We start from the raw sequence: 23,028 nt of genomic DNA on the forward strand, positions 1-23,028 counted from the left end.
CTTGCGGAGGCGGTGAGGTATACCCACCCTGAACCCATGGCCGGCTCCGAACTCGACGATCTGCGTGCCGTGTACGAACCCTTGGCGCAAGCGGTGCGCCGACTCGTCGACGTCACGATCCGCACCACAGCGGATGCAGCGACCGTCGAAGCGGTGAAGAACCGGATCGATTGCGCTAGTGACGAACTCAGTACATCTCTGCTTGGCGACTCGTTCGGTCTGCAACACACCCGCGACGGCGAGGCGATGGTCTGGGGCAACGTCGTCATCGGGGTGCGCAACCCGTCCGCTCCGCCGCTGGTGGTCCACCACGACACCGACGGCCGAGTCTGGGCCGAATTCACGCTCGGCGCCGCATTCGAGGGTCCCCCGGGACATGTCCACGGTGGAGTCTGCGCGATGTTGCTCGACCACGTGCTCGGCGCCACGGCGCACAAACCGGGCAAGCCGGCGGTGACGGGCACGCTGACCACGCGCTACCGGCGCGGGACCCGGCTCGGGCACCCGCTGCGCGCGCAGGCCTGGGTCGAACGGATCGAGGGTGCGAAGACGTTCGCCGTCGGGCATATCGCCGACGCCGACGGCGTCACCGTCGAAGCCGACGGTGTCTTCATCCATCCGCGAGTTCCGTGACGCCTCGCTGTGTCAGGCATTCGAGCCATCACCGGTTTCTGTCGGCCAGCCATTCGCGTTGTCGACGGATGAAGCGCGCGTCGACGGCGGCGCCGTGACCAGGGACGTAGATCGCCTCCTCGCCTCCGATCGCCAGTAACCGGTCGAGCGTCGCCGGCCAGGCGTCGAGGTCGGAATCCTCATCGACACACGGATCCCCGGACTCCTCGACGAGGTCACCGCAGAACAGCACCGGTTGGCTCAGATCCGTCACCGCCGCGATCAGGTCGTGGTCGGTGTGCCCGCGACCGGGGTGGCTGATCGATACCGTCGGTCCGCCGAGGTCGACGACGGCCTCCCACACCTGTTGGTCGGGTTCACGCAGGGCGCCGATCGCCGCGTCCACCTCGTCACCGTCGGCGCCGTGCCGTAACGCGTCGGCGCGCAGATGGTCCTTGCTGGTGGTCATGGTTTCGGCCACCGGCGGTGCGCAGTACACCTGCGCACCGACGAACACGCCAGATCCGAGGACGTGATCGAAGTGTTTGTGCGTCAGAAGTAAATGCCGCACCTGATGTTCGGCGAGTTCGGTGACGTCGGCGCTGATGGCGCGCCCCTCGGTCAGCGTGCTGCCCGTATCGATCAGCATGCCGCCGTCACGCCCGACGACCAACCCGACGGTGACATCGAGGAACGGCAGCCGGGTGTGAAACACCCCGTCAGCCAGCCGGTCCCATCGAAAGTTCACTGCCCCAACGTAAGCGGCTGCGCTGCTCGATACTGGTCGAGCACCGACGGTGTGGGATCCGCACGGTAGGTCGCGGTGTCACCAAGCGTCCACGTCGGCGCCGCGTCCGCCTGCGACAAGGTCCAGGCGGCCTGCCTGGCCGCACCGAGCGCCACGTACTCCGCGGGTACGGGCACCTGTACGGCCGTCCCCAGAATCGCTGGCGCGATCTGTCGCACCGCCTCCGAACGCGCCCCTCCGCCCGTCAACATGATGCGCTGCACTTGAACACCGTGCGCCCTGATCTTGTCGATGCAGTACGCCATCGAGCACAACAACCCCTCGACAGCGGCCCGGGCGACATTGGCGGGCAGGAGGTTTCGCGTGGTCACGCCGTGCAGGGCCCCGGCGGCGGCGGGCAGGTTCGGTGATCGCTCCCCCTCCAGGTACGGCACCAGCGTGAGCCCGTCTGCGCCGGCCCGCGCCGACAGCGCCAGGCCGTCGAGTTCGTCGAACTCTACGGCCAACATCCTGGCAACGGCCGCGAGCACGGGAGCACCGTTGAGGGTGCACACCAACGGCAACTGGTTTCCGGTGGCGTCCGCGAAACCGGCGACGATGCCCTCCGGATCCCGAGGTGCGACCGTTCCGACGGCGCTGACCACCCCGGAGGTTCCCAACGACACGACGCAATCGCTTTGCCCGGCGCTCAGCCCGAGCGCCGCTGCCGCGTTGTCGCCCGCGCCCGGGCCCAACAGCGCGCCCGTCGTCGAGTGCCCGGCCGGTGCGGACGGTCCGAGCACCGGCGGGACGAGTGGTCTCCTCCCGCGCATGGCCATCTCGAGTAGGTCGATGTCGTAGTGGCCGGTCGCCGACGAGAAGTACCCCGTACCGCTGGCGTCGCTGCGGTCCGTGCGGAGGTCGCCGAGGTCGGAAGACCCGCTGAGCCGCCAGGTGAGCCAATCGTGTGGAAGACACACCGCCGCGGTCGCCTCCGCGTGGGTGGGTTCATCATCGGCAAGCCAGCGCAGCTTCGTCGCGGTGATCGACGCGACCGGCACCACGCCCACACGCGCGGCCCACTCCTGCGGGCCGCCCAGCTCATCAACCAGGTCGACGGCGGCCGCGCTCGACCGAACATCGTTCCACAGCAGCGCATCTCGCACTATCCGCCCGTCGTCGTCCAGGCAGATCATTCCGTGCTGCTGCGCCCCCACCGAGATCGCCGCCACGTCGTCCAACCCGCCCGCCGCCGAGACAGCGGCCTGCAAAGCCGACCACCACGACTGGGGATCGACCTCGGTGCCGTCCGGGTGCGGGGCCGAACCCGACCGGACCACCGACCCGGTCTCGGCATCACAGACGATCACCTTGCAGGACTGAGTGGATGAATCTATTCCCGCGACGAGCGCCACCTTCGCCAACCTACTCCGGCAGCGCCGGCCACAAACCGCGGTTCGATCGACCAACCGCGGCGCCGGCTGCCAGAATCAGGTGTGCACTCGGAGCGCCCCGACCTGGCAGGGCCTGACGGTTACCACCGCGACGAGACGGAAGCCCAACGGCTGGACCGCAATTGGTCCAGCTTGCTGCAGGAGCTACGGGTGGCTCAGACGGGTGTCCAGCTGCTCACGGGCTTCCTGCTGATCTTGCCGTTCACCGACCACTTCTCCGATCTCGACGGTGTCATGCGGACCGTCTACCTGGTGACGGTGGCCTGCTCGATCGGGGCGACGGTCCTGCTGATCGCTCCGGTGAGTATGCACCGGCTGTTGTTCCGTCGGCACCGCATGCGGACGTTGGTGTCGACGGCGCACTCCTTCGCCATCACCGGCACGCTGCTCCTCGGCTTCGCGCTCGCCGGCGTGGCGACCATCATCTTCGACGCCGTCGCCGACCGGGTGGCGGCATGGATCGCCGGGGGCGGCGTGCTGGTCGCGCTCATCGTGTTCTGGTATCTCGTGCCGCTGCGACACCGCACTCCCCGCGATGCCTCGTAACGACGTTTGCGTCCCCGTTCGCCTGGGAACACCTCGCGCATGTTGATTCGACGTATCGCGCGCCCGATGCTGTCAGCAGCCTTCATCGCCAGAGGCGTCGAGGCCCTACGCAGCCCGAAACCCGCGGCCGACGCCGCACGCCCGACGCTGGAGGGTCTGAGCAAACTGCCGGACCCGGTCGGCACCAACGTTCCGACCAACGCCGAGACCGTCGCCCGCGCCACGGCCGCCGTCCAGATCGGCGGTGGCCTGCTGCTGGCCACCGGCAAACTACCCCGGCTCGCCTCTGCCGCGCTCGCACTGAGCGTGGTACCGGGCAGCCTTGGCGGACATACGTTCTGGAGTGAGACAGACCCCGAACGCAAGGCCGAAGAACGGCGTGCGTTCATCACCGACGTGAGCTTGATCGGTGGGCTGATCATCGCCGCGGTCGACACCGAGGGCAAACCCTCGATCGGTTGGCGCGGTCGACGGGCGGCCCACAAGGTGTCCGAAGCGGTCAGCACGGCGTTGCCCGTCGGGGCGGCGGCCGGTGGCACTCTCGCCGACAGCGCGTTGGCCGACAAGGTCGGTCACGGCCTGCAGGTCGGCGCCGAACGCGGCCGCGAGTTCGCCCACGTCGCCCGCGAGCGCGGCGCCGAACTGGCCGAGGTCGCCCGCGAACGCGGACCCGAACTCGCCGAACGGGCCCGCAAACGGGGTGCCGAACTGGCCGACGTCGCCCGCGACCGCGCGCCCGAACTCGCTGAGGTGGCGCGCAAGCGCGGATCGGTACTCGCCGACGTCGCGCGGGAACGCAGCTCGGAGTGGGCCGACGTCGCCCGCGACCGCGCGCCCGAACTGGCCGAGACGGCGCGCGAACGTGCGACGGAGTTGGCCGAGACGGCCCGCAAGCAAGCCGACACGGCACGCAAACAGGCCGAGACGGCCCGCAAGCAGGCACGCAAAGAGGCCAAGCGCCAGCAGCGCAAGCTTCGCTGAGGTTTCCACCGAGCGATCGGAAAGCGCCCCTGATCGGTCGGGGTCGCCGGTACATTGACTCGGATGACTAGCGGAAATCTCGGACCCCAGCCTGGACAGTACGGCGGCGGCTACCCCGCGGGCGGCGGTCGGCCGGGCGGCCTGCTTCTGCGTTGGCTCGCGCGGTTCATCGACGGCATCCTCGTCGGAATCGTGAGTTGGCTGTTGGCCTTCGCCACCGACTCCGCCTCCAACATCATGGTCACCGGTTTCTTCACCGGCGGCCTGATGTTCGTCTACTTCCTCGCCTTCGAAGCGGGTACGGGCTCGACTCCGGGCAAGAAGTTGCTCGGCCTGACCGTTCGCGGCCCCGGCGGGGCAGCCAAGCCGACCGCCGCTCAGGCGGCCATTCGCAACTCGTGGACGCTGCTCCCGATCATCCCGTTCGTCGGCGGACTGCTCGGCGTCATCGCGATCATCGTCATCGCTGTGACCATCAGCGGCAGCCCGACCAAGCAGGGCAAGCACGACGAACTCGCGGGCGGAACGCAGGTCGTCAAGGGCTGACCGTCGGACCGGCCGACGCCGTTGACCCCGACTTGGGTCCGGGGGTCAGATCACCAGCCACACAACGAGGCTGAAGCCGAATGCGGTAAGGCCGAGCGTGGTCTCCATGACCGTCCACGTCTTCAGCGTGGTCTTCACGTCCATCCCGAAGAAGCGGCTGACCAGCCAGAAGCCGGAGTCGTTGACGTGTGAGAGGACGGTGGCTCCCGCGGCGATCGCGATGACCAGCAGGGTGAGGTGGAGACTGCTCAGGCTCGCCTCGGCCGCTGCGGCGCTGATCAGCCCGGCCGTCGTCGTCAGCGCAACCGTCGCCGATCCCTGGGCCACCCGCAGCAGCGTCGCGATGATGAAGGCCTGAACGATCAGCGATATCCCCAGACCCGACAGAGAGTCACTCAGCGCGCTGCCGATGCCGCTCAACCGCAGCACGCCGCCGAACATGCCGCCGGCCCCGGTGATCAAGATGACCGAGCAGATGGGCCCGAGCGCCTTGTCGTAGAGGGCGCTGACCTCGTCCATCGACCGACCCCGCCGCAGACCCAACACCACGGCCGCGACGATCACCGTGATCAGCAGCGCGACGCTGGTGTTGCCGAGCAGCATGAGGTACCGGACCCACGTGGCGTTCTCTTCCAGAGTCCCGGCGGTCACCAAGGTGTCGAGAACGGTGTTGAACGAGATCAACACGAACGGTAGGAGCAGAATGCCGAGCACCGAGGCGAAGGACGGAGCTGTCCGGGCCGCGGTGGCCACTCCTGCGGCGGCTCGGTCGGCGGCGTCGCCGACCCCGTCGCGGTCCGAAGTCGTTGATCCGCCATTCATCTCGCCGAATAACGCCGTCGGAACGTCGACGTGTACCCGGCGCCCGATCACCCGCGAGACCAGCAACACGCCGATGTACCAGGAGAGTATGGCGACCGGAGCGCCGACCAGAAGCGTCACACCGATGCTCGCGCCGAGTGCCTCGGCCGCCGCCACCGGCCCCGGGTGAGGCGGTACTAGGGCGTGCATGCCGGCGAACGCACCTGCAGCGGGGAGACCGTAGAGCAGCAGCGACCCTCCGAACCGACGGGCGACGGTCATGATGATGGGAAGGAACACGACGAGACCGGCGTCGAAGAAGATCGGGAATCCGAACAGAAGCGCGGCCACACCGAGCGCCAACGGCGCCCGCTTCTCACCGAACCGGGCGATGAGCGTATCGGCGAGAACCTGGGCGCCGCCGGTGACTTCGAGCAGCCGGCCGAGCATGACGCCGAAGCCGACGAGCAGGGCCACCGAGCCAAGGGTGTTCGAGAAGCCGTAGCTGATGGCGTCGGGAACGTCGCCCACCGGGATGCCCGCGGCCAGCGCCGTGAGCACGCTGACGAGCACCAGCGATACGAAGGCGTGCAGCTTGACCTTCATGATCAAAAACAGCAGCAGCGCCACCGCGCCCGCCGCAATCAACAGGAGCGTCGTCGCTCCGTAGGCGGGATCGATTGCTTCCATCAGGCCTCCGAACTGTCAGTGCCGTGCGATTTCACTTATCGGTGAATAATCAAAGTGCTTTACTGGCAATGTCTTTGGCTCATCCGGTGTGTCGGTCACGCGCTTACCGGTCGGTCGAACCCGTTGTCGAAACGTAGCTGTCGATGATGGCATCGATGCTCTGGTCGACGTCGATGTCAACACCGTGCTCATCGGATCCCAGCGGTTCGAGAGTCTCGAATTGCGAAACCAGCAGCGATGCCGGCATGAAGTGACCGGGACGGCTGGCCTGCCGCCTGCCGATGACCTCGGGGGTTCCGACCAGATGCAGCAGTGCCATCTCAGGGCAGTGAAGCCGCAATTGATCGCGGTACTTGCGCTTGAGCGCAGAGCAGCTCATCACCCCGCCCGTTTCGCACCGTTCGGCCAACCACTCCCCGATCGCTTCGAGCCACGGATAGCGGTCGTCGTCGTTGAGCGCCTCACCGGCCGTCATCTTCGCGATATTGGCAGGCGGATGAAAGTCGTCCGCGTCGGCGAACGGTACGCGCAGACGCTGCGCAAGCGCGGCACCCACCGTCGACTTGCCCGAGCCCGAGACGCCCATGACAACGATCGGAGATGTCATTCCCTCCACCTACCCAGTTGTGTTTGGCATCACACAGCATGCCGTAATAGGCATACGATTGCAATAGCGTCACATATTGATATGTCTTTAAGTGGGTTTGGTGATCCTATGAAAAGATGTATGCGTGGCGTCTCAATCAATCGTCGGCGCACTGCATGGCAATCTTCTCAAGGCGCTGGGCACCGCGATCGTCTCCGGTGAGTATCCCCCCGGGCAGGTGTTGACCCTCGACGGGGTCAGCGCGCGTCACGGGGTATCGCGCAGCGTGGCGCGCGAGGCGATCCGGGTGCTCGAATCGATGGGCATGGTGGAGTCGCGACGACGGGTGGGCATCACGGTTCAGCCCGCAGAGAAGTGGAACGTCTTCGACCCCAGGCTGATTCGCTGGCGCCTGGATGCTGGCGACCGCGCCGCCCAACTCCTCTCGCTTTCCGAGCTACGCCGCGGTTTCGAGCCGGCGGCGGCGGCGCTCGCAGCGCGTCGAGCCGACCCGGACCAGTGCCGCATCATGGCGGCGGCCGTTTCGGACATGGTCGTACACGGCCGCGCGGGTGACCTCGAGGCTTATCTGGAGGCCGACAAACTGTTCCACCGGACCATGTTGGAAGCCAGCGGCAACGAGATGTTCCGCGCGCTCGACGGCGTGGTCGCCGAGGTGCTCGCCGGGCGGACGCACCACGGGATGATGCCCTCGACACCGAACCCGGCCGCGATCAACCTGCACGACGAGGTGGCGCGCGCGATCAGGATGCGCGACGAGGCGGCAGCCGAACACGCCATGCGGGCGATCATCGACGAGACCAGTTCGGCGGTGGCCGGGACGACTCGGGGCATTGACCCGTCTTGATCGGGCCGCGGCCAGCCGGGATCGAGGTCAGTGGTTAACTGCCGACGTGGACAGGCAACCATCGTTGGCGCGCCGATTCTTCGATCGACTCGAACCCGTGCACGCCGTCACCTACTTCGCCCCGGAAGCTCGTGCCGCCCTCGACGGCCTTGGCTACAAGGGATTCTGGATGGGCTACTTCGCGGCCAGATCGGCACCGCTGGGCGTGGTGGCGCCCGAGGTGGTGACCGCGGCGTTCTACAACTTCGCGCCGCAACGGGTGGCCAAGGCCCTTCCGGCGGCATGGGAAGTCGCTGCCCCGGCCGACGCGCTGCGCGTGCGACAGGAGTCCGCGGTGGAGGCGCTCGAGCGCTACGGCGTCGGACAGGGTGACGACGCGGCGACAGCGGCCGACTTGCTGGCCAAGGCCGCCCGCAACGCCGCGCTCGACGGTCGATGCCTGTTCGCCGCCAACGCGGCCCTGCCGTGGCCGGACGAACCGCTGGCCAAGCTCTGGCACGCCGCCACGTTGCTGCGCGAACAACGCGGCGATGGTCACATCGCGTTGCTCATCAGTCACGGGATCTCCGGTCGCGAGAGCAACATCCTGCACGCCGTTGCAGGGCGCGTGCCCAAGGAGATGATCATGCGCAGCCGTGACTACGACGACGAACAGTGGGCCCTGTACCGGGACCGGCTCGCCGAGCGGGGGCTGATCGACGGTGACGAGCTCACCGACGCCGGCCGCGATCTCAAGCAGCAGATCGAGGACGGCACCGACCGGTTGGCGTTGCCGGTGCTCGACGCATTGAGTGACGACGAGATCGAGATGTTGTTCCGCACGCTGACCCCGATCACCCGCAAGGTCGTCGCAGGCGGTGACCTCCCCGCCGCGACGCCGATGGGCCTGAACCGCGACGACCTCGACGACGACAGCGCCCACCTCCCCTAGCCGCTTGTGCCGCGAGCGTGCGAGTCTGCACACGACACGCCGCGGTGCGTCAGCATTTTGCGCACGCTCACGGCACGCTGAGTGTCGTGATGGTGCTCAAATCGGTGATGCTGTTCGTCCTCGCCGCGCTGCTGGAGATCGGCGGCGCGTGGCTGGTGTGGCAGGGCGTGCGTGAGCATCGCGGTTGGTGGTGGATCGGGGCGGGGGTGATGGCGCTCGGCGCTTACGGCTTCGTCGCAGCGTTTCAGCCCGACGCCCATTTCGGTCGGGTTCTGGCGGCGTACGGCGGGGTCTTCATCGCCGGTTCACTCGCGTGGGGCATGGTCGCCGACGGTTTCCGTCCCGACCGGTGGGATGTCACGGGTGCGCTGATCTGTCTGGCCGGGGTCGGCCTGATCATGTACGCCCCGCGGTAGCGCACGCTCGCTGCGGTGCGAGCGTGCACGACACGCTGAATTTTCGCGGCGTGTCGTGTGCAGACCCGCACGCTCGCACAACAGAGGCGAGTTGCTACGGCTGGTTGCGGTTCCACTCCAGCCAGCCAACGCCCTTGCGGCCGTCGGCGGTCGTGATCGTCGCCCATGCGCGCGGGAAGTGGCTGATCCGGCCGTCGGGGGAGGTCAGCAGCACGGGAGCATGGGCGCGCACCTTTGCTGTGACTGTGACGTCGCCGGGCGCGAGGGTCAGCGTCGTCTCCACCGGTAACGCGTTGTCGGCGAACGTCTCTCGCGCCGAAACGGTCTGCAGTTCGATGAGCGGTTCGCCGGGTGGTTGCACATAACCGATTCCGAGCGGCGGGGCGCCGGGGATACGGATGTCGACACCGTGCAGGTGGGTGCCGTCGTCGAGGTGCAGTGCGCTCCACACCCAGTCCATCGCCCACCAGTCACGCACACCCCAGGAGTGGTCGCGCTGGCCCGGCACGTCAGTGAACGTGAACTCGCGACCGTCGACGGACACCGTGCCCGACACCGAGCACGGAATCTCGTATCGCGGTGTCACCCGGTACAGATACGGAGTGCCGGTGGTGGTCCACTCGAGTTCCATCGACACGTCGACCGGGCGGCCGGATTCGTTGCGTAACAGTGCGGCCGGATCGTCGTACGCCTGGCCGCGGCCACGCATCGTGACGCGGAAGGTCTTGAGCGGTTCGGTCGGGGTCAGCGTCAGTTCGATCGCATCGGTGCCCTCGAAGTCGAGCAGCGCGTAGGTCGGGATGTCCGGACCACACACCAGGCCGTTGATCCAGGACGTCTCGATGTTCGGGTACAGCCCGAGACGCACCCACCCGCCGATCTCCTGCTGCGGGTCGACGAAGTCGAAGTACCAGCTCTCATTCCACAGCGGCTCGTCACCGGGCGGGTGTTCGCCATCATCCTCGGCGGTGGGCGCAAGCGGTTCTGGCGCAGTCGGTTCTGGCAGCGCACTCAGCGCGTCGACGTCGAGCACATGCTCGCAATGGCGAGCCAGCATCGTCATGAACATCGAGTCGCCGCGCTCGGTCCGCTCGACGAGCATCGACGAAATGATCGCCATCATCACGCCGAAGAAAGTCTGCCTACGCACCCCGTCGCGCACGTCGTGGAGGGTGATCGGAGGATTCGGACCGAGCGCGGAGTGGTATGCGGAAAGCAGCGCGTCGTAGTGCTCGCGGCGCACCTCGACAGGAAGCGCACAGCCCATGAAGTACGCGACGTCCGTCATCGCCGGTCCCCACGTGACCGTCTGCCAATCCACCACCGTCAAAGGACGATCCGCGCCCGGCTGCCCGAACAGCATGTTGTCGAGGCGGTAGTCGCCGTGCACGAGCCCCATGACCCGATCGGGCGCGGATTCGGCGGCCAGATACTCGTCGAAGCTCGCGATCAGTCGCTCGCACACGTCGCGGTGCGCGGGCGCGATCTGGTCGGCGTACCGCTCGGCGAAGCCCGCGTACAAGCCGGCGATCAGCGCCTGGTTGACCGGCGCCTCTCGGTTGAGCCACTCGGCGCTCGCGACGGCGGGATCGCAGAGCAGCGGTCCGTGCAACCGGCCGAGCTCGGACAGCGCCAGCATGGCCTGCTCAGCTGAGGCGCCGCGGATCTCGTCGCCGACGGTCGCGGGTCCCGCGTCGCCGAGCAGCAGATGGAAGGCGCCGGTTTCGGCGTTGAACGCCGAAGAGAAGCACGGCGCCACCGGTCCCCCGATCCGCGGCGCGATGTCGGTGTAGAACCGCACCTCGCGTTCATACAGGCCCAGCGCCAAACCGGTCTGCCTGCTGACCGAGTCGGTCGCGGCCACCTTGAGCACCACGGTCGCGGGGCCGGTGTCCTCACCCGCATACGTCAACGCGACGCGGTAACACTCGCTCATCTGGCCGGTCCCGATGCGCTCGTAGGAAAAGTCCGCAACAGGTGAACCGATCGCCGACGTCAGCCACTCGGCGTTCAGTTCCGCGGGGCGCTCGACGACATCGATGGTGGGCACTTTTCTCCTCTGTGTGAACACTGGCGGCTAGGGGCCGCCGTTAACGCGAGACTAGCGAGAAGTTCGCCCATGCCTCCCTGCGGGCGGCGTGCGGGTCGAACTCGATGCGCGAGCGCTGATCGAACACTTGCACGGCGCGGTCCGCGCCGGTGTAGGTGGGCCAGTCGGGGCCGGGAACGCCGGTGCGGGCGAACTCGTGCCAGCGGCGTTGGACGTCGTCGCTGACTCGCAAGGCTGTTCGGCGGTCACCGACGGCGGTCAGCAGACGACCGAACCCGGTGCGGTAGACGTCAAACACCGCCAACAGTTCGGTGGCGTGCGTGGCGCCGAGTCCCGACCAGCGCAGCGGCCGCGGAGCGTAATCGTAGCGGTAGAGGTAGGTCGGCGCATGGCGGCTGTGAGCCTCGGCGATCTGCCAGGCGGCCGAACCGAAGGCGAAATCGCTGCCGAATTGGACGCATGCCTTCTGGTTCGGATAGCCGGGGTACGCGGCGGTGATGCGTTCGCGCTCTTCGGGTTCGGCCTCGGCGAGCAGCCGCTCGATCATCGGCTCGGACATGGGCAGCAGCTTGAGGAAGCGACCGAAGAGGTTGGCCTCTTCGGCATTGGTTCCGACGATGAGCGGAAGCCGGTGTCCCTTACCGCTGCGCATCGCCTCCACCGGATCCTCTGGCAGGTAACCGGTTCCGCTCGTGGGACCGGCCGCGAAGGCGCCGAGCATCTCGCGCTGGCCTTGTTTGATCAGCTCTTCGAACGCGTCCACCAGTTCGGCCGGCCGCGCCGCCATCACCGCGTCGGCGCCGTCGTCCTCCCCCGCGCCCAGCATCGCGGCGAACCGCGTCGCGTACTGTGCGGCCACCTCCGGGGTGCGCACCATGCCTGCCGCCGGGCTCTCCGAGATCGCCTTGGCGAAAAGGCCTTTCGCCGCGGGCACTGCGAGCAGCGTGGCCACGGCGTGCGCTCCGGCGCTCTCACCGAAGATCGTCACATTGTCGGGATCGCCGCCGAACACCGCGATGTTCTCGCGTACCCAGCGCAGGGCCATCACCAGGTCGCGCAGATACAGGTTGTCGTCGATCGTGATGTCCTGGTTCGACAGCGACGAGAGGTCCAGACACCCCAGCGCGCCCAGGCGGTAGTTGACCGATACGTACACACATCCCTTGCGGGCCAGCGCCGCACCGTCATAGATCGGCGTGGCCGACGTCCCCATGAAGTAGCCGCCGCCGTGGATGAAGACCATGACCGGCAGCGCGGAGTCCGACTGCTTCTTCGGGCTCACCACGTTCAGGGTCAGGCAGTCTTCGCTCATCGGTTGGTACTTGCCCGGCGCCAGCATCGTGTACATGCGTTGCTGCGGGGCGCAGTTGCCGTATCCGTGGCAATAGCGCACGCCGCGCCACGGCTGCACCGGCTGGGGCGCGCGCAGGCGCAGCGGACCCACCGGCGGGCGCGCGTAGGGGATGCCACGCCAACGGTGCACACCGTCGCGGGTGAACCCCTCGATGGTGCCGGAGGCGATGGTCGCGCGGACGGTGTGTTCGTGCATCACCCGACGTTAGCAATGACCTTTCAAGCAGGGCCTCCCGCCGCGCCTGGCCAGGGATTGCGTGTCGGCCCGCTAGCCTGGCCGGTATGCGAATGGCTGTGCTGATCGCGTCTGTGCTGGTAGCGGGGTGTTCGACGACGACGGGCGGACAGGCTGAACGGATCGAACCGATCCCGCCGGCGCCGTCGGCGAGTTCGCCCACCACGACCACGACCAAACCGAAGCCGACCGCTCCACCGGCCCCCGGCGCGCCGATCGGCGACGTGGTCGCCTGGGTCGAAGCCGGTGAACCCGCTGACGCCGGCCAGTACCACGTGGCCACGCGTGAGGGCCAGACGACCGACCTCGGGGAGGACGTCGCGTTCACCACGCCGTCGGGCAAGACCAGCTGTATGACCGACAGCCAGTACGCCGACGGTGCGTTGGCCTGCCTGGTGGACCTGGTCGACCCGCCGCCGCGGCCGGATGACGCCTACGGCGAGTGGAAGGGCGGCTGGGTCGACTACGACGGCAACAGCGTGACCGTCGGCTCCGTGCACGGAGACCCCGGCCGGTTCACCGCCGGCGAGGGGCCCGAGCTTCCGTACGGCCTGGTGCTGTCGTTCGGGGACTACCGCTGCCGCACCGACACCGTCGGACTCTTCTGTGTCAACCACGCCTACCAATCCGCGGTCAAGTTCAGCGATGCAGGCATCGAACCCTTCGGCTGCCTGCAGTCGGTCGCCGCGCCCCCGCAAACCGGCGAGAAGTTCAGCTGCTGACCACCCGCGCTAGGCGACGCCCTTGCGCTTCAGCAGCGGCAACACGCCTTCGGCGAACCAGTAGGCCTCTTCCAGGTGCGGGTAGCCCGACAGGATGAACTCGTCGAAGCCGAGTGAGTAATACTCACAGATCAGATTGGCGACCTCCTCATGGCTGCCGACGAGCGCCGTGCCCGCGCCGCCTCGCACCAAGCCGACACCGGCCCACAGGTTCGGGTAGATCTCGAGCTGGTCGGTCCGACCGCCGTGCAGTGCGGTCATCCGCCGCTGCCCTTCGGATTGCGACCGAGTGTGCAGCGCAGTGGCTTTGGCGATCTGGTCGGTGCGCAGTCCTGACAGCATGTCGTTCGCGACCGCCCAGGCGGCCGCCGAGGTGTCGCGGCTGATGGTGTGCAGCCGGATGCCGAACCGCACGGTGCGGCCGCGTTGTTCAGCGAGTTCACGGACTCGCGCGATCTTCGTGGCGGCGTCCTGCGGGGGCTCGCCCCACGTTAGGTAGACGTCGACGTACTTCGCGGCGATCGGCAGCGCGGCCGGTGACGATCCGCCGAAGTAGATCTGCGGCAGCGGATCCGGCGGCTCCGACACCCGGGCGTCGGCGACCTTGTAGTAATCGCCCTCGAAGTCAAGCGATTCCTGACGCCAGATGGCGTCGACGATGTGGAGGAACTCCCCCGTCCGCGCGTAGCGCTGGTCGTGGTCGAGCCAATCCCCGAACCGGCGCTGTTCGACATCGTCACCCCCACTGACGATGTTGAGCAGCACACGCCCCTCGGAGAACCGCTGCAGCGTCGCGGCCTGCTGCGCGGCGAGTGTGGGCGGCGTCAGCCCCGGCCGGAACGCGACGAGGAACTTCAGCCGCTCGGTCTCCGCCAACAGGGCGGATGCGCTCAACCACGCGTCCTCACACCAGGTTCCGGTCGGGGTGAGCACCCCTTCGTAGCCCAGGCGGTCGGCGGCGCGGGCCACCTCGGCGAGGTAGCGCCGCGTCGGCGGACGGTAATTGGCGGGCACGGTCTGCTGTGACGACGCGTGCGAGGAACCGACGATGGAGCGGCCGTCACCGCTCGTGGGCAGGAACCAGAAGAACCTTCCCGTGGACATGTCGCTCCTAATCGCGAGTGAGGTAGAGAGGTTTGAGCACGTCGGTATAGCGGCGGTCGACCCAGCGCGCGAAATCCGGTGCCGCCGCGATCTGTTCGCACTCGGCGAACAGGTCGGCCATCTCCTGCTCGGACGCGATCAGTTCTTCGGACAGGTCGGTGGGCAACCGCAGGCTGCGCCCCTGGGCGAGTGCGGCGACCGCGGGATCGAGACCGACTTCCTCGCCGTAGCGTTTCGCCCACCGCTCGCGGTTGTCGTCGGCCCACCGGACGGCGTTGGCGTAGCGCTGCAGCAGATCACTCAGTGCGGTATTGCGTTTCGGGTCGGCCAGTGCGGCGTCGGAAGCAACACCGAAGCCTGCGCCGTTGGTGACACCGGTCGCGGTGGCGATGCTGCGCACCGCGAGATCGGTCTCGGCCTGCGCGGTGTAGGGATCCCATACGGCCCACACGTCGACGCGACGCTGGGTGAACGCCGACAGCGCGTCGGCGGGTTGCAGGAACACCAGTTTCACGTCGGCCACGCTCAATCCGGCGCGGTCGAGTTGAACCAGCGTATGACCATGTGCCGAACTGCCTTTGGCAACCGCGATGCTCTTGGCCCGCAGATCCGCCACGCGTTGGATGGATGCGTCGGCGTGCACCAGGATCTGATCCCCGTATCCGCCGCCGTCGTATGCCGACACCACCTTGACCTTCGCGTTGGAAGCGGCACCGAAGATCGGCGGTGTGTTGCCGGTGATCGCGAAATCGATCTTTCCGGCGGTGGCGGCCTCGATCTGGGGCGGACCGGATGTGAACGTGGAGAAGCTGATCTTGTACGGCAGGCCGTCAAGGCCGCCCGATGCGCGCAGCAGCGCCTCGGTGCCGCCCTTCTGGTCGCCCACGTTGAGCGTGAGTCCGGCGAGGTCGGACAACGCCACGGTGGCCGGTGCCTCCTGTGCGCTCGGGCTGTCCTGCCGTGACACGCATCCGCTCACCAACAGGCCGATGAGCGCGAGTACGGCGATGACCCTGGACATGACGAATCCCTTCGGTTGCTTACGGTTTCAGCTGTGTACGCCGAGCTGGGCGAGCAGTTCGGCACGGTGGTTCTCCGCGCCGATCGAGGTGCGTGGGTCGGCGATATCGAGCGTGTGGGTGACGCGGCCGTCGTCGAGCACGAGCACGCGATCGGCGAGCGCGACGGCCTCGTCGACGTCGTGCGTGACCAACAGCACGCCGAACCCGTGCTCGCGCCAGAGGTCGAGCAGCAGTTCACGCATGCTCAGCCGCGTCAACGCGTCCAACGCGCCGAACGGCTCGTCGAGCAGTAGCAAATCGGGTTCGGCCACCAGTGCACGAGCGAGCGAAACCCGCTGTGCCTGACCGCCGGAGAGCGTCAGCGGCCATGCGTCGGCACGGTCGGCGAGCCCGACGTCGGCAAGCGCCCGCTCGGCGCGTAACCGGGCCTGATCCTTGCGCAACCCGCTGCGAGTGAGCCCGTACTCGACATTCGTGCGCACGTCCCGCCACGGAAACAGCCGCGGCTCCTGAAAGGCCAGTGCGGGCGGGCCAGACACGACACGCTGCCCGCTGTGTTCGGTCGACAGGCCGGCGAGCACCCGCAGCACGGTCGACTTACCGGATCCGCTGCGGCCGATCAGCGCGACGATCTCGCCGCTGCCGATCCTCATCGACACGTCGACGAGCACGTGGTGCTCGCCGTACCACTTGTCGACGTGCCGCAGCTCGGCCGCGGTGCGGAGTTCCCGTGCGGTGGCCAATGTCATGAGCGGTACCTCAATGCGCGTCGTTCGAGACCGCGGACGATCGCGTCGGTACCGATACCGAGCAACGCGTACACGATCAGGCCGAAGATGATGATGTCGATGCGCAGGAAATCGCGCGCGTTGTTGATCAGGAAGCCGATCCCGCTGTCGGCGTTGATCTGCTCGGCGACGATCAACGTCAGCCATGCGATCGCCAACGACTGCCGGAACCCGACGAGCACCTGGGGCGCCGCGCTCGGCACGATGATGCGCCAGAACCGTTGCCAGAATGAAAAGCCCAGCACCTGAGCGGTTTCGAAAAGTTTCGGGTCGACCTGGCGGATAGCCGAGAACGTATTCAGGTACAGCGGAAAACTGACACCCAACGCGACCAGCAGCACCTTGGGCAGTTCGCCGATGCCGAACCACAGGATGAACAACGGGATCAGGCCGAGATGGGGCAGCGCCCTGACCATCTGCATGGGCGGATCAATACCGGCCTCCACCCACCGCGACAGGCCGACGGCCGTGCCGGCCGCGACACCGAGAACGCCGCCGAGGACCAGGCCCTCGACCACCCGGATTCCCGAAACGCTCAGCGCGTCGGCGAGTTGGCCGTTACGGACCAGCTCCACGCCCGCCTCGAGGATCAGCGACGGGGCGGGCAGCACGTCCTGGGAAATCACGCCGACCGCGCTGAGAAGCTGCCACAGCACCAGCAGGACCGCCGGCGACGCCAACCGAAAAGCCGCCCACTTGTGTTGGCGCCGAGTGCGATTCGCGGCCGGTACGGCCGTGCTCGGCGCGTTGGGCGCGGTGAGATCGGGTGGGGCGGTCACGTGGTCTGACGCTACGGACGGCAGAGCCGGGCCTGAAGGCTTTGATTCTGGGTGAACGAAATACACGAGACCGCCGCGTGATCGGGCACACCGACGGGCCGTGGAATCGTGTTGTCAGCTCAACCGGAACGCACCCGTGACGGGGGTCGGGGTCACGTCCGCGCCGTTGATCCTGGAGCTCATCGCCCTGTTCGACAGGCGGGTGATCTGCTGGGCCTGCTGCAGCTGGCGTTTGTTGCGGACCTCGGCGCGGAACTGGGCGTCGTTGAGCTGTTGGATATCGGCTTGGTCGAGCGTGCCGCTGAACCCGTTGAGCTGCACGCCGACGGCCGAGCCGTCCTCGCGGACCACCCAGGCCGCTCGTACGCCGTCGAGGTCGGCTGTATAGACGCCGGCCTCACCGGACACCGGTGCCGCGGTGAATTCGTAGGTGACCCCGTTCATGGTCAGGTCTCCTTCGACGTCCGCGCCGTCGAACTGCGCGGTCAGCGTGTCGCGGAACCTCGACGTGAGATCGATCTTGCCGTCGGCGTGGTTGCCGAAGAACCAGGCTTCGTCATCGCTGCCGTTGCAGGCGTACGCGGCGAGCTCGCCGCCGTCAACGGAGATACCGATGGTCATCGGCTTGCCGTCCGGCGATTTCATGTCCGCGACGTAGCGCGCCGACTGCGGAAACGGCTGGGCCCGCGCCGTGGTCGTCGACTCCGAAGACGAGCCGCCCGAGCATGCGGTCAGGGTGGCGAACGCGAGCGTCGCGCTGATACCCACGAACAGAACGCGGGTCCATCTCTTCCTGGTCATGGTGGTCCTATCGGGCGGAACTGACTGGTCATCGAGACGACGAGTCAGCACCCCTTCTGGTTCAACGACGCAGCGAAATACCGGAAAGCCCGGGCGCGTCAGCGCCAGCCGTCGGCGGCCTTGGCCGCCGTCATCAGCGCGTCGCACAGTTGGCGCAGTTCGACGGTGTCGGCGCCTTCCTCGACCGCGGTGGCGACGTCCTCGGCCGCGCATCTGACCTGGTAGATGCGGTCGGACAGCTCGGCGGCCTCGTCCGGGGTGAGGACGACGGCGTCGGGAGCCAGCGACGTGCCCTTGATCACGCTGCGCTGCTCGTACGCGCGCTGGCGGCACGACTGCCTGCAGTACTGTCGCCGTCTGCCCAGCCCCGCGTCGCCGACCTCACGACCGCACCAGCGGCAGGCCGCAGGGCGGAGGCGCCTTTTGATCCCGGAAGTCACAGGCCAGACTGTAAACCGACGGTCATCGGTTTCCCGGTATCATGGTGGGTCGAGTCGGGAACTTCACAGCATGCTGCGGCGTTGATGATTCGGACAATTACGCGCTGATCGAGGAGTGTTTGACGATGGCTGATCGCGTCTTGAGGGGAAGTCGCCTCGGAGCCGTGAGCTACGAGACCGACCGCAACCACGACTTGGCGCCGCGTCAGGTCGCGCGGTACCGCACCGACAACGGTGAAGAGTTCGACGTTCCCTTCGCCGACGACGCCGAGATCCCGCACACCTGGCTGTGCCGCAACGGCATGGAAGGCACCCTGATCGAGGGTGACGCCCCCGAGCCGAAGAAGACCAAGCCGCCGCGCACGCACTGGGACATGCTGCTCGAGCGCCGGTCGATCGAAGAGCTCGAAGAGCTGCTCAAGGAGCGCCTCGACATCATCAAGGCCCGCCGCCGCGGCTGACCCTGCCCTCGACGAGCGACCGCTCCGTGCCACGAAAGCACGGCGTGTCGCGGTGCAAACGCGGTCGCTCGCGGAATGTGAGCGGTCGCTCGCGGAATGTGAGGGGTAGCGCGGGTGGTGAGGGTTAGCGCGTGACTCGGGCGCCACGGCCGCGATCGATGCGGCCGCGCAGACCCCACTCCGCGACCTTGAACAGGGCCTCGCGGATGTTGGATCCACTCATCTTGGACTGACCGAACTCGCGTTCGGTGAAGGTGATCGGCACCTCCACGACGACGAACCCGTTGTTGATCGTGCGCCAGGTCAGGTCGATCTGGAAGCAGTAACCCTTCGAGTCGACCGCGCTCAGGTCGATCTTCTCCAGCGCTTCGCGGCGGTAGGCGCGGTAGCCGGCGGTGATGTCGTGGATGTCGACGCCGAGCAGGATGCGCGAGTAACCGTTGGCGGTACGCGACAGCAGCAGGCGCCGCCGGGGCCAGTTGCGGACCTCCCCTCCGGGCACGTAGCGCGAGCCGATGACCAGGTCGGCGCCTCCGTCGATGGCGTCGAGCAACCGGTACAGCTGCTCGGGCGGGTGACTGCCGTCGGCGTCCATCTCGACCAGCACCGAGTACTCGCGGCTCAGCCCCCAGGCGAACCCGGCCAGGTACGCCGCGCCCAGGCCCCCCTTGGCATTGCGGTGCATGACGTGGATGCGGTCGGCGTCCGCGAGGGCGAGTTCGTCGGCGAGCCTGCCGGTGCCGTCGGGGCTGCCGTCGTCGACGATCAGGATGTGGACGTCGGGCTGCGCCTTCTGGACGCGCTCGACGATCAGCGGAAGGTTCTCCCGCTCGTTGTACGTGGGGATGATGACCAGCGTGCGCTGGCTGGGTCGCTCCCCCGGGTCCCGGCCCGTCGTCATGTGGCTCCTCTGTCTGTGGTGCGGCCGCCGACGCGGCGACGCACAAAGCCTTCATTGTGCAGCATCGCGACGATCAGGCTGCCTACGCCGAGGGCGATAAGCAGCCCCTCCACCAGCGGTCCGAACCGTGTCGCGGCCGTGAGCTGGGATTTCAGCCGTACGGCGGAGTCGAGGTAGGCCGGTTCGTAGAACGCGGTGCGAGCCAGCTCACGGCCGTCCGGCGAGATGATCGCGCTGATCCCCGTCGTCCCCGCCACGACGACGTAGCGGTCGTGTTCGACAGCACGCAGCCGGGCGAAAGCGAGTTGCTGTTCGCTCATCGACTCGGTGAACGTCGCGTTGTTGGAGGGCACGACCAGCAGTTGCGCGCCATTGCGCACCGACTCGCGCGGCGCACGGTCGAAGATCACCTCCCAGCAGGTGGCCACCCCGACCGGCACGCCGGCCGGGTGCACGACGCCCGTTCCGTCACCGGGTACGAAGTAGCCGGCGCGGTCGGCGTACTCGGAGAAGTTGCGGAAGAACCCGCGCCACGGCAGGTACTCGCCGAACGGCTGCACGATCTGCTTGTCGTGGCGCTCGCCGGGTCCGCTCTCCGGGTTCCACACGATCACCGAGTTCGTCGTGGTCGGCTCCTCGGCCGTGGCGCCGGGAGCCTCGACCACCGCGCCGACGAGGATCGGTGCGTCGATGGCCGCGGCGGCCGACGAGATCAGCTCGTGAGCGTCGGGATTGGCCAGTGGATCGATGTCGGAGGAGTTTTCGGGCCAGACGACGAACATCGGCCGCGGCGCGCGGCCCGCCCTCACGTCCTCGGCCAGCCGCAACGTCTCGCGGACGTGGTTGTCGAGCACGGCGCGACGCTGGGCGTTGAAATCCAATCCGAGCCGGGGCACATTGCCTTGGACGACGGCGACGGTGACCGAGTGCTCGTCACCGGCGCCGAGGCCGGACTGGCGTACGTGCGGCCACGTCAGCGCGGTGGCCAGCAGCACGGCGCTGATACACAGGCCGGGCACCACCACGGCCGGTGGTGTGGTCTGCGCGTCGTCGCGACGCCACCACTGGATCACCTCGAATACCATTGCCGCCAAGCTGAACCCGACGAGCACCACCGCGAAAGACAGCAGCGGCGCCCCTCCGAGTTGGGCGATCGAGCGCAGCGGGCTCTCCGTCTGGCCGTACGCGACGACGCCCCAGGGGAATCCGCCGAACGGCACCGTCGACTTGAGCCACTCCTGCGCGGCCCACAACCCGGCGAACCACAACGGCCAGCCCGGCAGCCGGCGAACCACCACCGCGGCCGCGCCGAACAGCGCAGGGAACACCGCCTCGGCGAGCGACAGTCCGATCCACGGGAAGGGGCCGACGAACGCCCCGACCCACGGCAGCAGCGGCAGGTAGAACGCGGCCCCGAACAGGAACCCGTAGCCGAATCCGCCGAGCACCGTGGTGGTCTCGCGTGTCAGCACCCACGCCAGCAGTGCGAACGCGAGGAAGCCCAGATACCACCATCCAAAGGGCGGAAAGCTCAGACACAGAAGTACCCCGGCGACGATCGCCACGCCCAGCTGCGGCAGCCGGTCCACCAGGCCCTGGCCGAATCGCCTTGTCCTCGAGAGAGTTTCAGCCATATATGACGACACCTCGATGGACCGTCTGCCGACAGCGAGGTGACGGGGCGCCGAGTCGCGGCAGCGGCGGTACCCGCGACCGCCGGTCGGTGGACCACCGTTGCACCGCGTCGGCAGGCGCGCTCACCTCGAATTCGTCGGCCTCCCAGATCGCGTACGACGCCGGTGCACCGGGAACGAGGGTGCCCGCCAACCCGTCTCGCACACCTGCGGCGCGCCACGCACCTCGGGTGAGTGCTGCGAACGCCGCGCGCGCCGAGAGTGCACTGCCCGGCGTATGGTGTCGCGCCGCCGCGCGCAGCGTCGCCCAGGGGTCGATCCCGGTAACCGGGCTGTCCGAGCCGAACGCGAGGGGCACGCCTTGGGATGCTAACAGCGCGAACGGGTTCAGCGATCTGGCTCGCTGCGCCCCGAGACGCTGGGCGTACATGCCGGTGTCGCCGCCCCAGAGCGCATCGAAATTCGGTTGCATGCTGGCGAGCACGCCCCAGGCGCCGAGCTTGCGCGCCTGTTCTGAGGTGACCATCTCCAGATGTTCGAGTCGGTGCCCGCACCGGGCGACCGCGGGGGCGCCCGAGGACGCGACGACGGACTCGAACGCGTCGACGACCGCGGTGACGGCGGCGTCGCCGATCACGTGGAAGCCGGCCGCGATGCCCGCCTCCGTGCACGCCTGCAGGTGGGCCGCGATGGCGCCGGGGTCGAGGTAGGTGTTCCCGACACAGCCGGGCGCGTCGGCGTAGGGCTGCTGCAGCCACGCGGTGCGCGAGCCCAGTGCCCCGTCGACGAAGAGGTCACCCGCCAGGCCGCGGGCGCCGGTGCGGTCGATCAGTGCGCGTGCCTCGTCGGCCGTGGCGACCGCTTCGCCCCAGTAGCCGACGACCTCGACGCCGTGGTCGAGGACGCGGATCTCGTCCCAGTCGTCGAGGCCGCCGATGTCGGGGCCCGCGCATTCGTGCACCGCGACGATGCCGTGCGCTGCCACTGCGTCGAGCGCGGCGGTGCGCGCGTCGGCACGCTGTCGGGCGGTCAGACCCGCCCGGGCGGCGGCGCGGACCAGGTGGTGAGCGTCGCTGGTCAGCGGCCGCTGCGGGTCGTATCCGGTCGCATTGGCCAGGCCCGGGCACCGCGCGCGCAGCGCAGTGGAGGCCGCGGCCGAGTGCACGTCGACCCTGGCGAGGTAGACCGGCCGGTCCCCCACGACGGCGTCGATGTCGTCGACGCTGGGCGGGGTGTGCTGCGGCCAGGCCGATTCATCCCAGCCGTGGGCCCAGATCGGGCCCTCGGGGTGGCGGCGGGCGTGGTCTGCGAGCAATTGCAGGCAGTGCTGTAGTGAGGCGGCGGGGCGCAGGTCGAGCCCGGAGAACGTGAGCCCGGTGGCGGTGAGATGGATGTGACAGTCGACGAAGGCGGGTGCGACGAAGGCACCGTCGAGGTCGATGACCCGCGCGTCGGGAAACTGGCTACGGCCGACGTCGTCGCTGCCCAACCATGCGATCACACCGTCGCGCACGGCCAGCGCCGTGGCGTCGGGCATGGCGGGGCTGTGCACCCGCCCGTTGAGCAGAAGGGTCGTCACC

Annotated in this window: 24 protein-coding genes; 9 read left to right on the forward strand and 15 right to left on the reverse strand. The window is 68.1% G+C overall.

Features of this window, described 5'->3' with window-relative positions; all coding sequences use genetic code 11:
- Positions 1-36: 36 nt before the first annotated feature.
- Positions 37-633, forward strand: coding sequence for a PaaI family thioesterase (locus CEX87_RS06640; protein WP_094286519.1), 597 nt, complete (start codon positions 37-39; stop codon positions 631-633).
- 28 nt (positions 634-661) lie between these two features.
- On the opposite strand, the gene CEX87_RS06645 is transcribed toward CEX87_RS06640, so the two are convergent.
- Entirely contained in the window at positions 662-1,360 is a 699-nt protein-coding gene (locus CEX87_RS06645; RefSeq protein WP_094286520.1) for an MBL fold metallo-hydrolase, read from the reverse strand.
- Positions 1,357-2,754, reverse strand: coding sequence for a xylulokinase (locus CEX87_RS06650; protein ID WP_094286587.1), 1,398 nt, complete (start codon positions 2,752-2,754; stop codon positions 1,357-1,359). Before CEX87_RS06650 ends, CEX87_RS06645 begins: the two co-directional genes overlap by 4 nt.
- Before the next feature lie 81 nt (positions 2,755-2,835).
- Here CEX87_RS06650 and CEX87_RS06655 point away from each other — a divergent pair, with 81 nt between their 5' ends.
- The 3 genes from CEX87_RS06655 to CEX87_RS06665 all read left to right on the forward strand — a co-directional run bounded on the left by CEX87_RS06655 (position 2,836) and on the right by CEX87_RS06665 (position 4,866).
- Positions 2,836-3,339, forward strand: coding sequence for a DUF6328 family protein (locus tag CEX87_RS06655; protein ID WP_198957170.1), 504 nt, complete (start codon positions 2,836-2,838; stop codon positions 3,337-3,339).
- 39 nt (positions 3,340-3,378) lie between these two features.
- Entirely contained in the window at positions 3,379-4,320 is a 942-nt protein-coding gene (locus tag CEX87_RS06660; RefSeq protein ID WP_064393889.1) for a DoxX family protein, read from the forward strand.
- Between the two features lie 63 nt (positions 4,321-4,383).
- Positions 4,384-4,866, forward strand: coding sequence for an RDD family protein (locus CEX87_RS06665; RefSeq protein ID WP_064393890.1), 483 nt, complete (start codon positions 4,384-4,386; stop codon positions 4,864-4,866).
- Between the two features lie 45 nt (positions 4,867-4,911).
- Here CEX87_RS06665 and CEX87_RS06670 read toward each other — a convergent pair whose 3' ends face one another.
- The gene (locus tag CEX87_RS06670; protein ID WP_094286522.1) at positions 4,912-6,357 is read right to left on the reverse strand and encodes a GntP family permease; all 1,446 of its coding nucleotides are present in this window, start codon (positions 6,355-6,357) and stop codon (positions 4,912-4,914) included.
- A 103-nt stretch (positions 6,358-6,460) separates the two neighbouring features.
- Positions 6,461-6,964: a gluconokinase gene (locus tag CEX87_RS06675; protein ID WP_068199929.1), complete on the reverse strand. Its 504-nt coding sequence runs from the start codon at positions 6,962-6,964 to the stop codon at positions 6,461-6,463.
- Between the two features lie 124 nt (positions 6,965-7,088).
- Here CEX87_RS06675 and CEX87_RS06680 point away from each other — a divergent pair, with 124 nt between their 5' ends.
- The 3 genes from CEX87_RS06680 to CEX87_RS06690 all read left to right on the forward strand — a co-directional run bounded on the left by CEX87_RS06680 (position 7,089) and on the right by CEX87_RS06690 (position 9,158).
- Entirely contained in the window at positions 7,089-7,811 is a 723-nt protein-coding gene (locus tag CEX87_RS06680) for a FadR/GntR family transcriptional regulator (RefSeq protein WP_068199931.1), read from the forward strand.
- Between the two features lie 46 nt (positions 7,812-7,857).
- Positions 7,858-8,742: an SCO6745 family protein gene (locus CEX87_RS06685; RefSeq protein WP_064393894.1), complete on the forward strand. Its 885-nt coding sequence runs from the start codon at positions 7,858-7,860 to the stop codon at positions 8,740-8,742.
- 89 nt (positions 8,743-8,831) lie between these two features.
- The gene (locus CEX87_RS06690) at positions 8,832-9,158 is read left to right on the forward strand and encodes a YnfA family protein (RefSeq protein ID WP_064393895.1); all 327 of its coding nucleotides are present in this window, start codon (positions 8,832-8,834) and stop codon (positions 9,156-9,158) included.
- 94 nt (positions 9,159-9,252) lie between these two features.
- Here CEX87_RS06690 and CEX87_RS06695 read toward each other — a convergent pair whose 3' ends face one another.
- Positions 9,253-11,208: a DUF7064 domain-containing protein gene (locus CEX87_RS06695; protein ID WP_068199938.1), complete on the reverse strand. Its 1,956-nt coding sequence runs from the start codon at positions 11,206-11,208 to the stop codon at positions 9,253-9,255.
- Positions 11,209-11,248: 40 nt separating this feature from the next.
- Complete coding sequence (locus tag CEX87_RS06700; RefSeq protein ID WP_068199939.1) at positions 11,249-12,757, reverse strand: carboxylesterase/lipase family protein; 1,509 nt, start codon at positions 12,755-12,757, stop codon at positions 11,249-11,251.
- Positions 12,758-12,843: 86 nt separating this feature from the next.
- Between CEX87_RS06700 and CEX87_RS06705 the strand changes: the two genes are divergently transcribed.
- Complete coding sequence (locus CEX87_RS06705; RefSeq protein WP_064393898.1) at positions 12,844-13,518, forward strand: hypothetical protein; 675 nt, start codon at positions 12,844-12,846, stop codon at positions 13,516-13,518.
- Between the two features lie 9 nt (positions 13,519-13,527).
- On the opposite strand, the gene CEX87_RS06710 is transcribed toward CEX87_RS06705, so the two are convergent.
- The 6 genes from CEX87_RS06710 to CEX87_RS06735 form a co-directional block, all read right to left on the reverse strand.
- Positions 13,528-14,622, reverse strand: coding sequence for an LLM class flavin-dependent oxidoreductase (locus tag CEX87_RS06710; RefSeq protein WP_068199940.1), 1,095 nt, complete (start codon positions 14,620-14,622; stop codon positions 13,528-13,530).
- Between the two features lie 7 nt (positions 14,623-14,629).
- Complete coding sequence (locus CEX87_RS06715) at positions 14,630-15,643, reverse strand: ABC transporter substrate-binding protein (protein ID WP_068199941.1); 1,014 nt, start codon at positions 15,641-15,643, stop codon at positions 14,630-14,632.
- 27 nt (positions 15,644-15,670) lie between these two features.
- Positions 15,671-16,393, reverse strand: coding sequence for an ABC transporter ATP-binding protein (locus tag CEX87_RS06720; RefSeq protein ID WP_064393901.1), 723 nt, complete (start codon positions 16,391-16,393; stop codon positions 15,671-15,673).
- The gene (locus CEX87_RS06725) at positions 16,390-17,112 is read right to left on the reverse strand and encodes an ABC transporter permease (RefSeq protein ID WP_231984692.1); all 723 of its coding nucleotides are present in this window, start codon (positions 17,110-17,112) and stop codon (positions 16,390-16,392) included. The genes CEX87_RS06720 and CEX87_RS06725 overlap by 4 nt, the downstream gene beginning before the upstream one ends.
- 213 nt (positions 17,113-17,325) lie before the next feature.
- Complete coding sequence (locus tag CEX87_RS06730) at positions 17,326-18,012, reverse strand: hypothetical protein (protein ID WP_068199947.1); 687 nt, start codon at positions 18,010-18,012, stop codon at positions 17,326-17,328.
- 98 nt (positions 18,013-18,110) lie between these two features.
- On the reverse strand, positions 18,111-18,452 hold the full coding sequence (locus tag CEX87_RS06735; protein ID WP_066808658.1) for a hypothetical protein: 342 nt from the start codon (positions 18,450-18,452) through the stop codon (positions 18,111-18,113).
- A gap of 125 nt (positions 18,453-18,577) precedes the next feature.
- Between CEX87_RS06735 and CEX87_RS06740 the strand changes: the two genes are divergently transcribed.
- Positions 18,578-18,913 (forward strand): RNA polymerase-binding protein RbpA, encoded by a 336-nt coding sequence (locus tag CEX87_RS06740; RefSeq protein ID WP_064350208.1) that lies wholly within the window; start codon positions 18,578-18,580, stop codon positions 18,911-18,913.
- A 124-nt stretch (positions 18,914-19,037) separates the two neighbouring features.
- On the opposite strand, the gene CEX87_RS27955 is transcribed toward CEX87_RS06740, so the two are convergent.
- From CEX87_RS27955 to CEX87_RS06755, 3 genes are read right to left on the reverse strand one after another with little or no spacing between them, the layout of a single operon-like run.
- Positions 19,038-19,814, reverse strand: coding sequence for a polyprenol monophosphomannose synthase (locus CEX87_RS27955; RefSeq protein ID WP_064425597.1), 777 nt, complete (start codon positions 19,812-19,814; stop codon positions 19,038-19,040).
- A complete protein-coding gene (gene lnt, locus CEX87_RS06750; RefSeq protein ID WP_068199950.1) occupies positions 19,811-21,448 on the reverse strand; it encodes an apolipoprotein N-acyltransferase in 1,638 nt (545 codons plus the stop codon). The genes CEX87_RS27955 and lnt overlap by 4 nt, the downstream gene beginning before the upstream one ends.
- Positions 21,441-23,027, reverse strand: coding sequence for an amidohydrolase (locus CEX87_RS06755; RefSeq protein ID WP_068199952.1), 1,587 nt, complete (start codon positions 23,025-23,027; stop codon positions 21,441-21,443). The genes lnt and CEX87_RS06755 overlap by 8 nt, the downstream gene beginning before the upstream one ends.
- Position 23,028: the final 1 nt, after the last annotated feature.

This window comes from Mycobacterium lehmannii (assembly GCF_002245535.1).
GTDB lineage: Bacteria > Actinomycetota > Actinomycetes > Mycobacteriales > Mycobacteriaceae > Mycobacterium > Mycobacterium lehmannii.

Bases quoted from the DNA above. Each gene is read 5' to 3' on its own strand.
- CEX87_RS06665 (WP_064393890.1), top strand. From the start codon at position 4,384: ATGACTAGCGGAAATCTCGGACCCCAGCCTGGACAGTACGGCGGCGGC.
- CEX87_RS06700 (WP_068199939.1), bottom strand. From the start codon at position 12,757: ATGCACGAACACACCGTCCGCGCGACCATCGCCTCCGGCACCATCGAG.
- CEX87_RS06740 (WP_064350208.1), top strand. From the start codon at position 18,578: ATGGCTGATCGCGTCTTGAGGGGAAGTCGCCTCGGAGCCGTGAGCTAC.
- CEX87_RS06670 (WP_094286522.1), bottom strand. From the start codon at position 6,357: ATGGAAGCAATCGATCCCGCCTACGGAGCGACGACGCTCCTGTTGATT.
- lnt (WP_068199950.1), bottom strand. From the start codon at position 21,448: ATGGCTGAAACTCTCTCGAGGACAAGGCGATTCGGCCAGGGCCTGGTG.
- CEX87_RS06730 (WP_068199947.1), bottom strand. From the start codon at position 18,012: ATGACCAGGAAGAGATGGACCCGCGTTCTGTTCGTGGGTATCAGCGCG.
- CEX87_RS27955 (WP_064425597.1), bottom strand. From the start codon at position 19,814: ATGACGACGGGCCGGGACCCGGGGGAGCGACCCAGCCAGCGCACGCTG.
- CEX87_RS06690 (WP_064393895.1), top strand. From the start codon at position 8,832: ATGGTGCTCAAATCGGTGATGCTGTTCGTCCTCGCCGCGCTGCTGGAG.
- CEX87_RS06660 (WP_064393889.1), top strand. From the start codon at position 3,379: ATGTTGATTCGACGTATCGCGCGCCCGATGCTGTCAGCAGCCTTCATC.
- CEX87_RS06705 (WP_064393898.1), top strand. From the start codon at position 12,844: ATGCGAATGGCTGTGCTGATCGCGTCTGTGCTGGTAGCGGGGTGTTCG.
- CEX87_RS06715 (WP_068199941.1), bottom strand. From the start codon at position 15,643: ATGTCCAGGGTCATCGCCGTACTCGCGCTCATCGGCCTGTTGGTGAGC.
- CEX87_RS06640 (WP_094286519.1), top strand. From the start codon at position 37: ATGGCCGGCTCCGAACTCGACGATCTGCGTGCCGTGTACGAACCCTTG.
- CEX87_RS06675 (WP_068199929.1), bottom strand. From the start codon at position 6,964: ATGACATCTCCGATCGTTGTCATGGGCGTCTCGGGCTCGGGCAAGTCG.
- CEX87_RS06710 (WP_068199940.1), bottom strand. From the start codon at position 14,622: ATGTCCACGGGAAGGTTCTTCTGGTTCCTGCCCACGAGCGGTGACGGC.
- CEX87_RS06720 (WP_064393901.1), bottom strand. From the start codon at position 16,393: ATGACATTGGCCACCGCACGGGAACTCCGCACCGCGGCCGAGCTGCGG.